Genomic DNA, 14,496 nt, shown 5'->3' on the forward strand with positions numbered 1-14,496 from the left:
GGAGATTAAGAATGGAATCAGATAGCCAAAAAAGCAGCTCAATGGGCACGCTGTTATCCACGTTACTTAACGAAGTGACCGCCCTGGTACGCGGCGAGGCGGCGCTCGCTAAAGCCGAAATGTCGGAAAAAACCCACCAAGCGATGGCAGGCTTAGGAGCCATTGCCACGGCGGGTGCCGTGCTGTTTGGCGGGTTTTTAACCCTGCTGGCAGCGCTGGTGATGCTGTTAAACGGGGTGCTGCCACCTGAAACGCGACCCTGGTTATCGGCCGTGGTGGTAGGTGCCGTGGTCACGTTGATTGGCGTGGTGATGCTCAAGGCTGGGTTAAAGAGCCTCAACGCCCAAGGGCTGATGCCGAACCGCACCATGAATAGCCTGCGCACCGATAAAGCGATGGCCAAGCAGCACCAGCAGCACGTCAAGGAGGAGGTGAAATGAGCGAGCATGATCATTCACACAGCCAGGCACAGCGTGATCTGGACGAGATCGAAAAAGAGATTCATCAATCTCGCGAGCGGCTAGACGCCACGCTGCATCAAATCGAAGAGCGCTTTTCGCCAGAGCAGTGGCTGCATAGCACTTACGACTACCTGCGCCACGGCGGGGCCAATGAGTTTTTTGCCAACTTAGGCACCACCGTAAAGCAAAACCCGGTGCCGACGCTGCTCACTGGCGCAGGGCTTGGCTGGTTAATGCTCAGCCAAAGTCAGCCGCAAAGTGGCCATGCCTATGGCCCTAATCACGGCTATGCCACCGATGCCCATGCCACGCCACCGCATCCTGATGAAGTGATGCACCCATCTCGTTTCAGTGCCGGGCAGCACGACCCGCGCAGCGATTCAGAAGAGCATCGTCACGGCATTAAAGAGCGTGCTCGCCATATTGGTCATAGTGCCCAAGGTGCCGCGCAACATGTTGGCGATACAGCACATCAAATGGGAGGTCGTATGCACGATTCCATGGCGCATGCTCAGCAGGGGGTTCATGACCGGATGGACCACATGAAAGAGCGCGCACACCACGCCAGCGACCGCTCCTCCGATTTTATTCAAGACCACCCGCTGGTGGTTGGCGCACTAGGCTTTGCTCTGGGGGCGGCGCTTGCCAGCATGAGCGCCATGACGCGCAAAGAGAATGAAACCCTGGGCGAGTACCGCAACCAAGCCATGGATCAAGCGACCAAAATGGGCGAGGCGGAAGTGGATAAAGCGCAGCACGCGATTCACGACAAAGCGGAATCGGTCAAACAGCACGCCCATGAGCAGCGCGAACAGGGGCATAAAGAGGATGATAACCCCACCCAGCATAACGAGCCGGGGTTAGCGGGCTCTAGCACGCCATCAGGCAACACCCAGGGCGCAGGTACTAACACCGCCAACAGCGCTAATAACCCCACCAGCGCCAATCCCACGACCCATGGGGCGAATACCACCACGCCAACCTCGGAAACGCGCAAACCGCCGCTGCCATAGCGGTTACTCCCGCTCATTCCCCGTTCCTCTCATCACCCATGCCACGGCGCTACTTCTTGTAGCGCCGTTTTACTTCAACGTTGAGTCGGCTTTCCAACGACGAGCCATTTTTTGGCAATTAGAGGCAATACGTTGGGATAAGCGTTCAAGCATTACCTGCTCATTGCCAGGCTGTGCAACTTGTGAAAGGCACTGTACCGCGTTCGGTAAGTGAACGAGGGTTTCGTCTGCAAGCTGCAGTCCCAGGCGAAGGAAATAAGCAGGCTTGAAGCCGAGTGTTTTGGCGAGAGATTCCAACTGCTGGCGCTCAATGCTACCGGGATGATCGACACCATCAACCTGAAAGGCAAAGCGCTTGGATAAACCGCTGTAAATCGTGGTACACATTAAATCGTAAAATGGGGCCAGCCTGACCCCGCCTGGGGTATGGAGGATAGATAGGTTTTTCGCATGGCTGTCGTTATTACCAATCAACAAGTTGTAAAAAAACCATCGAATAAAGCGTTGCAGATCACTGGCAGGCACGCCGACCTGCTGTAGGAGCTGTCGGCAAGTGAGTAAATTTGGCCCTCCGTCACTTTCATATTTGAGCGTTGAAGGGGTACCTGCTAACTGGCAAAAATCTAGCTGATGGATGCGCTCTAATTGACCGTTTTTATGGTTCATTACGCGATCGTATCGCTTAATCAGGCAAGCGCGTGTATCTGGCTGGAAGGTAGTCTCGGCCACTTCTAACGAAAGTGCCGCCCCAAGCTGCATGCACAGCGTTTCATTCAGGGCAGAGCACCAAACACCGTTCAAACCTCTAATATCGGGTTTTAATAGATGGCTAGAAGGAGCGGCGCCCTTTGGGATAGCTGGGTTGCCATGTTCATCGACCATTAGCAGCAGCTTATTCTGGGCGCCTGCTAACGAGATACGGGCATGGTGAACAAGCTGCTCGGAAAGCTCATTCTGCGCTCCGCTATATAAAAGTGTGTTGATGTTTTCCCAGCTGGTCGGGCGATAGCTAGCAGGTTGGGGCTTTTCCCCTTCCGAGAGCAATAGATAGCCGCTAGCGGTGTCGCCACCTACCGATTTTAATAGGCCAAATACCGTTGTCGTATGATGACTAAGCTCGATGTGGCGACGCAACTCTCCTTCGGGCAGTAAGTTCTCAAAGTACGCCAGTACATCATCGCTACTATGCACAGGTTTTGTTATTGGAAGGCGTGGTGAAAGCTGGCGCGCCTCAGGCGACGTTAGCCAGTTGTCGTCATACTGAAAGCGCAGGGGCTGCTCATTAAATAACCGCCCAACACGTTGGTTTTTCCAGTAAAGATCCAGAGCCTCTTTATCAGCGCTCATGCAGCTGCCCCTTACGCTGAACCACGACCTCTAAGCCCATCAAGTCGAGTGTATCGAGCACCTTCTGCAGTTGAAGCGTAGGTTTGCCGCGTTCTAGGTCGACAATAAAACGGTTACCGGTACCGCCAAGGCCTGCCACGTCGCTTTGCAGTAGCGCTTGGGATTGGCGCACCTGTTTTATCAGCGCGCCTAGTTCTTGTGAGGTGCGTACTAGGGTCGCAGGAGGAGTTGAAGTCGCCATTGCGAGTGCCTCTCGTAAATTACCGTTCGGTAAGAATAGCCGAAAGGCAATGACCTTGCTGGCAAAATATTCCCGAACGGTAATTTTTTGCTATCGCTGTATTTAAAGGGGTCTAATGATTACCGAGCGGTAATTCAATGCTTCTTGTAGCGCCGTTTTACTTCGACGTTGAGGCGACCTTCGCCCAGACGCAGTTTGAGCAGTTGGCCGGGCTGGGTGTCTTCGGCGCGGCGGACGACTTGGCCCTGCTCATCTTGCGCGATGGCGTAGCCGCGGCCGAGTACGGCCAGTGGGCTGACGGCGTTCAGCTCGCGGGCGGCGCTTTGCAGGCGTGCTTGCCGCGCTTCTAACATGCGCTGCATTGCGCTGGCCAAACGGCGCTGTAGGCTGTGTATACGCTCGCTTTCGGCACGGTGTAGCCGTGCCATATCTTGGCTGGCGAGGCGGCGGGTGAGCTGGGCCACTTGGGCTTTTTGCTGGGCGAGCGTTTGCTGCATAGCGCGGGTAAGGCGCTGCTGCAGCGTGGTGAGATGCTGGCGCTGGCGAGCCAACTGCTCACCGGGGTGGCGAAGGCGGGCGCGCAGGGTATCTAGCCGCTGGCTATCGCGTTCTAACCGCGCCTGCATGCTTCGGTGCAAACGCTGCTCCGCTTGAGCAAGCTGGCGCTTTAGAGCGTGTTGGTCGGGCACTAGCCGTTCAGCCGCGGCGGATGGAGTAGGGACGCGCATATCGGCGGCAAAATCCGCTAGGGTGACATCTACCTCGTGGCCCACTGCCGACATCACCGGCAGCCGGGAGTGAAAAATCGCCCGCGCCAGATGCTCGTTATTAAACGCCCAGAGATCTTCCAGGCTGCCGCCACCACGGGTGATCAGCACCACATCTTGTTCGGGGTCTAGCCGCGCCTGCCGGTTGAGTAAGCCGAGCGCCGAGATCATCGCCGGGGCGGCGTCTGCGCCCTGAACCGGTACGGGAATCAGCGTCACGTCCGCCAGCGGCCAGCGGGCGGCCAGCACAGCCAGCACATCGCGAATAGCTGCCCCGGTGGCGGAGCTTAAAATCAAAATCTTGCGGGGCGGAAAGGGCAGGGGGCGCGTATTGGCAAACACGCCTTCACCTTCCAACTGCGCTTTCAAACGCTCATAAGCCGCCAGCAGCTCACCTAGGCCTGCGGCCTGCACCGCTTCGGCAATGAGCTGGTAATCGCCTCGTGGCTCGAACAGCGAGACCCGCCCGCGTAGCTTCACTTGGTCGCCATCGCGCATGGGGGCGGCGACAAAGCGCGCCCGCTGACGAAACAGCGCGCAGCGGATCTGCGCCCGGTCGTCTTTCAGAGTGAAATAGATATGCCCCGAGGCCGGGCGGGAGACGTTAGAAAGCTCGCCCTCTACCCACACTTCCCCCACATCGCGCTCCAGGGTTTGCTTGGCGCGCTGGTTGAGTTGGCTCACGGAGAGCGCTTTGGGGGCGGGGGACGTGCTTGTCGGTTCCATCGGTGGCCTTAATGATCATTTCTTCGGTGACACGATACCTCAAACGAGGCACTGGGTGCTCGCAAGCGGCGCATATGACCGCCACGCCACCTACGTCATTAGCAATTGGTATAAGTCTAACCGCGACTCTGCATTGCTGGGGCGGCCCTCAAAACGTTATAATAGGCGATTAACTTTTCACGCCCCATCTTCCCACTTCTCAATGGGTGTTGCCGCTATGCTACGTATGGCCCAAGAAGCGCTTACGTTCGATGACGTACTCCTCGTTCCCGGCTTCTCCGACGTTCTGCCAAAGGATGTCAGCCTCAAAACCCGCCTGACCCGCAATCTCTTTCTGAATATTCCCCTGCTTTCCGCTGCAATGGACACCGTGACCGAAGCGCGTCTAGCAATTGCGATGGCTCAGGAAGGCGGCATCGGTATCATTCACAAGAACATGACCATGGCCCAACAGGCCGCTGAAGTGCGCAAGGTGAAGAAGCACGAGAGCGTCATTGTTAAAGACCCGGTCACCGTTAGCCCCAAAGCCAAGCTGGAAGACCTGCTGGCCATGGCGCGCGAAAACGGCTTCTCCGGCTTCCCAGTGGTGGAAGGTGAAACCCTGGTAGGCATCGTGACCGAGCGTGACATGCGCTTCCAGCCCAACGTGGGCGACAGCGTTGCCGACATTATGACTCCCCGCGAGCGGCTGGTAACAGTGAAAGAAGGCACCGACCTTGAAACCAGCAAAGCCAAGATGCGCGAACACCGCATCGAGAAAATGCTGATTGTCGATGACGCCTTCCATCTGCGCGGCCTAGTGACTTTCCAAGATATCGAAAAAGCCCGCACCTACCCGATGGCCGCTAAAGATAGTGACGGCCGCCTGCTGGTAGGCGCAGCGGTAGGCACCGGCCCGGAAACCCCGGACCGCGTAGCGGCACTGGCAGAAGCAGGCGTTGACGTGATTATCGTCGACACCGCCCACGGCCACTCCCAAGGCGTGATTGACCGCGTTCGCTGGATCAAAGAGAACTTCCCCGAGATTCAAGTGATTGGCGGCAACATCGCCACCGCCGCCGCTGCCAAAGCGCTGGCGGAAGCAGGCGCAGATGCCGTGAAAGTAGGCATTGGCCCCGGCTCCATCTGCACCACGCGTATTGTGGCAGGCGTTGGCGTACCGCAGATCACCGCCGTTTCCAACGTGGCCGAAGCGCTGAAAGAGTTCGACATTCCGCTGATTGCCGATGGCGGCGTACGCTTCTCTGGCGACTTGGCCAAAGCCATTGCCGCTGGCGCAAGCGCCGTAATGGTAGGTGGCCTGCTGGCCGGTACCGAAGAAGCGCCGGGTGAAGTTGAGCTTTACCAAGGCCGTACCTACAAAGCTTACCGCGGCATGGGTTCCATGGGCGCGATGTCCCAGAACCAAGGCAGCGCCGACCGCTACTTCCAAGACAAAGATGCCGGTGCCGAAAAACTGGTACCGGAAGGCATCGAAGGTCGCGTGCCTTATAAAGGCATGATGGGCGCTATCGTCCACCAGCTGATGGGCGGCCTGCGCGCCTCCATGGGTTACACCGGCTGCCGCGATATTCAAGAAATGCGCACCAAGCCGGAATTCGTACAAATCACCGGCGCTGGCTTTAACGAGTCCCACGTTCACGACGTGCAGATCACCAAAGAAGCCCCCAACTACCGGGTGAGCTAACCAGCGCATTAAGTTACACGGCGGCGGGCATTGCCCCGCCGCTTGCTTTTTAGCCAATGCGGCCCGTTCCGCGTTATAGAGGCTCCGCCATGAGTGACATTCACGCCCATAAGATCCTGATTCTCGACTTCGGCTCCCAGTACACCCAACTGATTGCCCGCCGGGTTCGCGAAATCGGCGTATTCTCTGAAATCCGCGCCTTCGATATCACCGAAGAAGAGATTCGCGAATACAACCCCAATGGCATCATCCTGGCCGGTGGCCCGGAATCCGTCACCGAGCTGGATTCCCCCCGCGCCCCGCAGTGCGTGTTCGAAATGGGCCTGCCGGTGTTTGGTATCTGCTACGGCATGCAAACCATGGCCGAGCAGCTGGGCGGCAAGGTAGAAGGCTCTAACCAGCGTGAGTTTGGCTATGCCCAGATTCAAATCGACGCTGAGACCGCGCTGTTTAAAGACATCAAAGACCACGTAGACGCCGCCACCGGCAACGCGCTGCTGGATGTATGGATGAGCCACGGCGATAAAGTCGCCAAAGCCCCCGACACCTTCACTGTGACCGCCTCTACCCCGAGCTGCCCGATTGCGGCCATGGCCTGGGAAGAGAAGCAGTTCTACGGCGTACAGTTCCACCCGGAAGTGACCCACACCCTGCAAGGCCAACGGATTCTTGAGCACTTCGTGCTGGATATCTGTAAAGCCGAAAAGCTGTGGACGCCCGCGCAAATCATCGAAGACCAAGTACAGCGCGTACGCGAGCAAGTAGGCGACCGCCACGTACTGCTAGGCCTTTCCGGCGGTGTCGACTCTTCCGTAGTAGCCGCGCTGCTGCACAAAGCGATTGGCGACCAGCTTACCTGCGTGTTCGTGGATAACGGCCTGCTGCGTAAGAACGAAGGCGACCAAGTGATGGAAACCTTCGCCAAGCATATGGGCGTGAAGGTGATTCGTGTAGATGCCGAAGAGCTGTTCCTCGGCAAGCTGGAAGGCGAGAAAGACCCGGAAGCCAAGCGCAAAATCATCGGCAACACCTTTATCGACGTGTTCGATGAAGAAGCCAGCAAAATTGAAGGCGTGGAGTTCCTGGCCCAGGGCACCATCTACCCGGACGTGATCGAATCCGCTGCCTCTAAAACTGGCAAAGCGCACGTGATCAAATCCCACCACAACGTGGGTGGCCTGCCGGAAACCATGAAGCTGAAGCTCGTCGAGCCGCTGCGCGAACTGTTCAAAGACGAAGTGCGCAAACTCGGCCTGGAACTCGGCCTGCCCTACGATATGGTCTACCGCCACCCGTTCCCTGGCCCCGGCCTGGGCGTGCGGATTCTCGGTGAAGTGAAGAAAGAGTACGCCGACATTCTGCGCGACGCGGATGCCATCTACATCGAAGAACTGCGCGCCGCCGGATGGTACGAAAAAACCAGCCAAGCCTTCGCCGTGTTCCTGCCGGTGAAATCGGTTGGCGTAGTAGGCGACGGCCGCCGCTACGAATGGGTCATCGCGCTCCGCGCCGTCGAAACCATCGACTTCATGACCGCCCGCTGGGCGCACCTGCCCTACGAGTTGCTGGAGAAGGTGTCCAACCGTATTATCAATGAGTTGGAAGGGGTTTCGCGGGTGACTTATGATGTCTCCAGCAAGCCGCCTGCTACGATTGAGTGGGAGTGATTATACGTTCTGCATAGACTAGTAGCGGTTGGCAATAAACACTCAGGAAGCCCGTGTATATGCGGGCTTTTTGTGTTTTGGTGTAGGTGAATTCAGAGTGCTCTGCATAACCAATCATAGTGTTTTTCTGTCTGTAGTGGCTCCATGATCCTGTACAACAATTTATAAGCTTGTAGGAGCTGTTATGCCGCGTCATTGAGTGGCTTTCTATATAGCTAATGCGTTTCAATGAGTTGGGTTTTCAAGAGGTCGAGGCTGTAACCGAGGACATTAGATACGAGAGTGATCAGTTCACAGTTCAGAGGTGGCATTAGCAATAATGATAAAAAGAACCTTTAAAGACATTCCTGATGGGAAAATTACTGAGGCTGACCAGCAGTCATTCTTAGTTGGCTTGGGCTGGGCTCGAGGCGTTACCTGGAATGATTTGCTGCATTCTAAACGTGTACTGATAATTTCCGAGGCGGGCGCAGGGAAAACTTACGAATGCCGTAAACAGTCGGAGCGTCTTTGGGCTGCGGGAGAGCCTGCATTCTTCGTTGAATTGGCTGCGTTAGCGACTGAAGAATTTCGCAGCCTGGTAGATGCGGATGAGGAAGCCCGGCTAGACGCTTGGCTTGCCTCACAGACCGAGATGGCGACATTTTTTCTGGACTCGATTGACGAGCTAAAATTGACGTTGGGTACGTTTGAACGTGCGCTCAAACGACTGAAAAAGTGCATCGGAAATCAGCTTCACCGAGCGCGGATTGTCATCACTACACGACCCATACCCTTCGACGAACAGCTGGTCCACAATGTATTACCTGTTCCTTATGCGCCGTCTTCAAATTCAGGTGAAGAGGCATTTGCGAAGATTGCAATGCGTGAGCATCAGAAGCACCACGACAACAGAAGCAAGAATCAATTGCCCGATTGGCGGTCTGTAGCCTTAATGCCGTTGTCGGACGAGCAGATCGTCGATTTTTGTCGACATCAGGAAGTGAGCGATCCCGATCTTCTTTTTAAAGATTTACGACGGCGCAATGCTCTTGAGTTTGCACGCAGGCCTCAGGACCTCATTGAACTGTGCGCAGACTGGCGTGAGCACAAGCGCATTCGAACACATCGAGACCAGGTTGCCACGAATGTTCACGTGAAGTTGCTTCCTCGCGATGACAGACCTGAACCGGCGGAACTGTCTGTTGATAAGGCAATTGAGGGAGCTAGCCGACTCGCGCTTGCTGTTCAGATGACACGTCGTCTAACAATTCGTCATAGTGCAGCGTCTGACGCTCTTGATGAGGAGGCCGCTCTAGATCCCGCGATCATCCTATCCGATTGGCAACCGAACGAACGAAAAGCACTGCTCGAGCGTCCGCTATTTGGCTTCGCTTCTTATGGCCGGGTGCGCTTCCATCACCGCTCTGTTGCCGAGTATCTTGCTGCGGAGCGGCTGATAGCATTTCGAAGAAAAGGCATGCCGTTTCGAGCCCTTAAACGCCTTCTCTTCGCGGAGACCAAAGGTAAGACAATAGTGCGCCCGTCCAAGCGACCAGTGGTGGGTTGGCTAGCTTTGCAAGAAGACGGGATATTTGAACTCTTGCGGGACAATGAACCTGCAGTGCTTCTGGACGAAGGCGACCCAGAGTCGCTAATGCAAACACAGAGAAATCAAGCTCTTCGCGCCTACGCTAACCGTTATGGCCAAGGTGGCTGGAGAGGCCTCCAAGTGCCGCACATTCAGGTTCATCGTTTTGCATCGAAAGAGTTGGCAGATGAAATTGACAGGATTTGGCGTGACGGAGTAGAGAGTCCGGATGTGCGGGGCGTCCTCATCAGTCTTATCGAGGCGGGACGGATAGAAGCTTGTTCCGACATCGTATTCGATATCGCTCAGGACATTGCAGCACCCGCAGTCGAGCGCATAACATCCATTGACGCATTAGTAGCCCTTGCTGACGAGAGATTGAAGAGAATTGCTGCAAGTATAGCTGATTCTGATGATCTCTGGCCTGACAGAGTTTCGCGCGGTGCCGTACTACGCCTTTTCCCAAAGTACATGTCGATAGAGCAGCTTTGTCGAACCCTTCGATGGATAAAGCGACAGAAGCGAAGTACAGGCGATTTTAGCTGGCAACTTCCACACCTGATAGCAGGAGCGTCTCTTGATCTCACTGACCTTGAGGAACTTCGTGGTAGTCTCCTTGCGCTAGTATCAGAGGGGATTAAATGGCGAAAAGAGTGGCCACACATTACTAGTGATCGGCCATATCTTAGCGGAGCACTCGCAGCAACATGTAAACTAGGCTTAGATATAAGCCAAGACGATCATTGGCTGCATGCTGGTGTAATCGCATTGCGATTACACCATCGGGATTATGGCGACGATGAGCCAATCAAGTCCCTTCGCGAGCGGTTGAGCAATCTGAACGCAGAGCATAATGCGCGTCTCTTCTGGGTTGAGGACGCTTTGATTCAGTCACTCTATGAAATTAAAGACCCTTGGAGACGGCTCGCACAGATCATAATTCGCGATGGTCCCGTCCAGCTAAGACCGGATCGAGATCTGCCTTGGGTGAGCGACGCGCTAGGCGACGCAACCCGAGATGCGGGTGAACGCGCAATGCTCTTGGAGGCAGCCATCCGTCTGTCGCCGGATCGTGATACATGGAAAAAACACGTTGAAGGACTTAGGCCTCTAGTAGTGGATGAACCTTCATTCGTGCAAAGACTTGACGACTCGCTGAAACCATCGAAGCACGACAAAGAGCATCGTCGTTGGGAAAAGAAGCAGGCTGAACGAAAGAAGCAAGAAGAGCGGCGAAAAGCCAAGAGCCGCGCGAGCTGGGTTCAGTTCTGGCGAGAAGTTGCCAATCAGCCTGAAAACGCATTTTCGACGGAGCAAAGCTGGAACACTGCTTGGAACTTGTGGCGCGCCATGAGTCATGATGGTGAAGACAGTCGATCGTCAGGCTGGAACCGGCGATTCATTGAAGAGCAATTTAATCAAGAAACGGCCGACAAGCTTCGCCGGGTGCTGATGAAGATCTGGCGTGATGACCACCCAACTTTTCCCAGCGAAAGGCCCGAAGGCGAGCGCAATACATTTCTTGTACGTTGGCAACTTGGTCTGGCCGCGATCTACGCCGAAGCGGAGGCCCCCGACTGGGCAGCTAAACTCGGCGATGCCGAAGCCGAGCTAGCCGCGCGGTACGCTCTGATTGAACTGAACGGCCTGCCTCAGTGGATAGAAGGTCTCGTAGACACGCACCCAAACGCTGTGGACCGGACGCTTGGAAATGAACTGTCGTGGGAGCTGAACCGGCCGTCAGGTGAGCGTGGACATTCGAGCCTACTTCAAGGAATTGATTATGCGCCTGAGAGGGTAGCCAGTTTATTTTTACCACGACTAGAATCCTGGCTAGATGACGGTGGGGACTGGATTAATGGCACCGATAACACGACCGGATTGACCGAAAGGGTTCGGCAAGTCACACGGGTTATCTTGAAGCATGGCGATGCTGCGGAAATTCAGAGACTTCAAGAACGGGCACTACAAAGATTGGAACAACAATTGCCGTTTTCGCTGCGCCTTGTTTGGTTGTCGACCTTAATGCGAATTGATCCGCAGACGAGTGTCGAAAAGCTGGCGGATCAGATTGAGATAGTTGAACCATCTGAGCGATCAGACGCTGTGACATGGCTGGCCAGCCTCTTTGGTGATCGCCAAGACGGAATTGGTTTGGGTGACGAACGGTTCACGCCACAACTACTGCTGAGGCTTCTTCGTTTGGCCTATCGCCACGTTCGAATACAAGACGATGCGCACCACGAAGGGTCCTATTCACCGGATACTCGAGACAACGCGGAACAGGCACGCAATAGCATTGTAACGGCATTACTCAACGCGAAAGGCGAGGAGGGCTTTGCTACCAAGCTCGAGATGGCCGCAGATCCTTTGTGCGCTCATTTCAAAGATCGCATTTTGGCTGTGGCAGAAGAAAGTTGGGCGCAAGAGATTGATGCTGACGCATTTGATGAGGTTCAAATGGTAGCGCTTGATCGTAGCGGGGAAGCGCCTGCCTCAACGAATGAAGCCATGTTTGCTTTATTGCAGGATCGGTTATCTGATCTTGATGACCTTTTATTGCACGACGATTCACCAAGAGAAGCCTGGGCGTTGATATCAGATGAAAAAATAATGCGTCGAGTAATTGCGCGCGAACTTAGGCGTGCTGCCAATTCACTTTACACCGTTGATCAAGAGGCGGTAACAGCGGACGAAAAGGAAACTGATATACGTCTGCGCTCAGTTCTTTCAAAGCATGAAGCTGTGATTGAACTCAAACTGGGTAACGCACAGCGCTCGGCGAAAGAGCTGCTAAATACAATTGAAGATCAATTGCTCAGAAAATATATGGCGGCGGAACATAGTAAATCTGGAGCTTTGCTGGTTACTCTTACGAAAGACCGTCAATGGCAACATCCAGTTGAGAAACGCATGATTAAAGTGGAGGAGTTGTTGGCGTTGCTAACTGCAGAGGCTGACAGAGTACAACAGGCTTTGGGAAGTGGAGTCTATATACATGTACACCTTCTTGATTTACGCCCTAGGCTGCCTATTGAGTCTCAGGCTAAGGCTTGAATGTTAAGAGAGACTTCTAATGCCGATTTTGACTAATTTTTGATTTCTCTGCCTGGTATTTACTAAATTCCACGACTCATTACGACACTCGCTTGGCATAAAGCTTCGAAGCGATGGAGTCAGATGCACTCTTTTGAGATCGAAAGAAGCGCTTCACTAGACCTTGTAGAACGTAATGAACCCACGGAGCAGCTCTTAGGTCTGCCTTGTGTTCATATAGTGCTAACCATATAAGAGTGCTGTAGGTTGGCACGTGAGCCAAATAAACGCCATAATCGGCTCATAATATGATCTGAATAGGCGGGGCAATCGGCTCATGTATATCTGGGAACAGCCACATTGGCCGCATTTTGAGTGGGACGAATCCGCGCTGCGGCCTACGTTAGATGCCGTGCGGCTGCTACAGGGGCGCGTATTGGGTAAAACCGAGGCAGCGCCTGGGCAGGCGGATCTGGATGTGGAGATGGATGCGCTGATCCAGAACGCGATTCGTACCAGCGAAATTGAAGGCGAACGTTTGGATGTTGGCTCTGTAAGGTCTTCCGTGGCTCGCCAGCTGGGCATCGAGCAGGCCGGTATGTCTGGCAGAACAACCCCAGAATCCGAGGCGTTGGTTGAGCTATTGCTGCAATCCACGCATCAATTGGATGAGCCACTTACCCATGAGCGGTTGTGCCTGTGGCAGTCCATGCTGTTTGTGCAAGGCCCTGGCTTGATGAGTCAGGTACGGGTGGGCGAGTTGCGCGGTGATCATCCCATGCAGGTGGTGTCGGGGCGGCTTGATCGGCCTACTGTTCATTTCGAAGCGCCGCCCCGTGAACAGTTGGAAGCCGAATTGGATGCGTTTCTGACGTGGTTCAACCATCCACCGCAGGGGCTGGATGCATTGGTGCGCGCAGGTATTGCACATCTATGGTTGGTTACCTTGCACCCCTTTGACGATGGCAATGGGCGCGTCACCCGCGCAGTCACCGACCGGGCGCTTGCGCAGTCAGAGCGGCAATCGGTGCGCTTCTACTCTCTAAGTGCGGCGATCATGGCGCGACGAAGCGCTTACTACGACTACCTCGAAAACACCCAGAAGGGCAGTCTCGATATTACGCCTTGGCTGTTGTGGTTCCTCGATACGCTGAAAGAGGCGCTTGAGCAGGCGCTGTTAAGAATTGATCGTGTGTTAGTGAAAGCCACCTTTTGGCAGCGCCATGCCACTACGGTACTGAACGAGCGGCAAATTAAGGTGCTGAACCGTTTGTTGGACACCGCAGGGGAGGAGTTTGCGCAAGGTATTAATGCCCGCAAGTACCAGTCGCTTGCCAAGGTGAGTAAAGCCACCGCCACGCGTGATTTGGCAGAACTGGTGGAGAAAGGCTGCCTTTCCAAGCTACCCGGCGGCGGGCGCAGCACGCGTTACTCCGTGGAGGTGGGTTAGGGTTCTCTTTTGAGAACGATAGGTTCCAAGGCGTTAGTCAGAAACTCTATCGCAGTTGTCTTGGTACAGCGGCGCATCGGTGCCTAGCGCTAGGTTCTCGGTGGCGCTGTTGTAGTAAAAGTGGCCATGCTCAACGTTGGCAAGGTGATAATCCCCGCAAACCCCATAGCCCTTGTTGACGCGCTTTAAATGCGAGATGTCGGCTTGCGTTTGGCTGCCAAGGTGTTGCGATATGCTTGCGGCAATGTGCGCATCACGCTGGGCCTCGGAGTAGGCTTGGCCACCGAATATCAGGCCCGCAACGATGAAAATGGCGACGACGGGAATCCATAGGTTATGCATAGCGTGCCCAGTGAGTAGGTGTGGTGTGCATGATGCCAGTAGGCAAAGTAGTTAGCAGGATAATAACGGGTTGCTGGTTTAGCTGCACTGATGGGTGTGGGCTGCGTGCGTTGCTGTTGAATGCCTCTCGCAGATTGAATAAGCTGCCTGCCGCTAAAAAGCCCTATTCAACCCTCCGCATCATCCCGA

10 protein-coding genes are annotated in these 14,496 nt (G+C 55.0%); 6 read left to right on the forward strand and 4 right to left on the reverse strand.

Going from position 1 to position 14,496, the window contains the following annotated elements; translation table 11 throughout:
- Window positions 1–11: 11 nt before the first annotated feature.
- Together R0J87_RS06685 and R0J87_RS06690 are read left to right on the forward strand one after the other, a co-directional pair.
- Window positions 12–440, forward strand: coding sequence for a phage holin family protein (locus tag R0J87_RS06685; protein ID WP_498885140.1), 429 nt, complete (start codon window positions 12–14; stop codon window positions 438–440).
- Entirely contained in the window at window positions 437–1,474 is a 1,038-nt protein-coding gene (locus tag R0J87_RS06690; protein ID WP_498885142.1) for a DUF3618 domain-containing protein, read from the forward strand. Before R0J87_RS06685 ends, R0J87_RS06690 begins: the two co-directional genes overlap by 4 nt.
- A 69-nt stretch (window positions 1,475–1,543) precedes the next feature.
- Here the strand turns inward: R0J87_RS06690 and R0J87_RS06695 are convergent, their stop codons facing one another.
- The 3 genes from R0J87_RS06695 to xseA form a co-directional block, all read right to left on the reverse strand.
- Window positions 1,544–2,821: a type II toxin-antitoxin system HipA family toxin gene (locus tag R0J87_RS06695; protein ID WP_498885144.1), complete on the reverse strand. Its 1,278-nt coding sequence runs from the start codon at window positions 2,819–2,821 to the stop codon at window positions 1,544–1,546.
- The gene (locus R0J87_RS06700; protein WP_498885146.1) at window positions 2,811–3,062 is read right to left on the reverse strand and encodes a helix-turn-helix domain-containing protein; all 252 of its coding nucleotides are present in this window, start codon (window positions 3,060–3,062) and stop codon (window positions 2,811–2,813) included. Before R0J87_RS06700 ends, R0J87_RS06695 begins: the two co-directional genes overlap by 11 nt.
- Window positions 3,063–3,196: 134 nt before the next feature.
- Entirely contained in the window at window positions 3,197–4,555 is a 1,359-nt protein-coding gene (gene xseA, locus R0J87_RS06705) for an exodeoxyribonuclease VII large subunit (protein ID WP_498885147.1), read from the reverse strand.
- A gap of 217 nt (window positions 4,556–4,772) precedes the next feature.
- Between xseA and guaB the strand changes: the two genes are divergently transcribed.
- The 4 genes from guaB to R0J87_RS06725 all read left to right on the forward strand — a co-directional run bounded on the left by guaB (window position 4,773) and on the right by R0J87_RS06725 (window position 13,965).
- Window positions 4,773–6,242 carry an IMP dehydrogenase gene (gene guaB, locus R0J87_RS06710; protein WP_253506399.1) on the forward strand — a complete coding sequence of 490 codons (1,470 nt, stop codon included), beginning with the start codon at window positions 4,773–4,775 and terminating at the stop codon, window positions 6,240–6,242.
- An 89-nt stretch (window positions 6,243–6,331) separates the two neighbouring features.
- Window positions 6,332–7,909, forward strand: a complete 1,578-nt coding sequence (gene guaA, locus R0J87_RS06715; protein WP_188637765.1) for a glutamine-hydrolyzing GMP synthase — start codon at window positions 6,332–6,334, stop codon at window positions 7,907–7,909.
- A gap of 319 nt (window positions 7,910–8,228) precedes the next feature.
- Window positions 8,229–12,536, forward strand: coding sequence for an NACHT domain-containing antiphage protein HyoA (hyoA, locus tag R0J87_RS06720; RefSeq protein ID WP_498885149.1), 4,308 nt, complete (start codon window positions 8,229–8,231; stop codon window positions 12,534–12,536).
- A gap of 316 nt (window positions 12,537–12,852) precedes the next feature.
- Window positions 12,853–13,965: a Fic family protein gene (locus tag R0J87_RS06725; protein ID WP_498885151.1), complete on the forward strand. Its 1,113-nt coding sequence runs from the start codon at window positions 12,853–12,855 to the stop codon at window positions 13,963–13,965.
- 33 nt (window positions 13,966–13,998) lie between these two features.
- Here R0J87_RS06725 and R0J87_RS06730 read toward each other — a convergent pair whose 3' ends face one another.
- Complete coding sequence (locus tag R0J87_RS06730) at window positions 13,999–14,307, reverse strand: hypothetical protein (protein ID WP_498885153.1); 309 nt, start codon at window positions 14,305–14,307, stop codon at window positions 13,999–14,001.
- Window positions 14,308–14,496 lie beyond the last annotated feature (189 nt).

It is taken from the genome of Halomonas sp. SIMBA_159, from assembly GCF_046536035.1.
GTDB lineage: Bacteria > Pseudomonadota > Gammaproteobacteria > Pseudomonadales > Halomonadaceae > Vreelandella > Vreelandella venusta_A.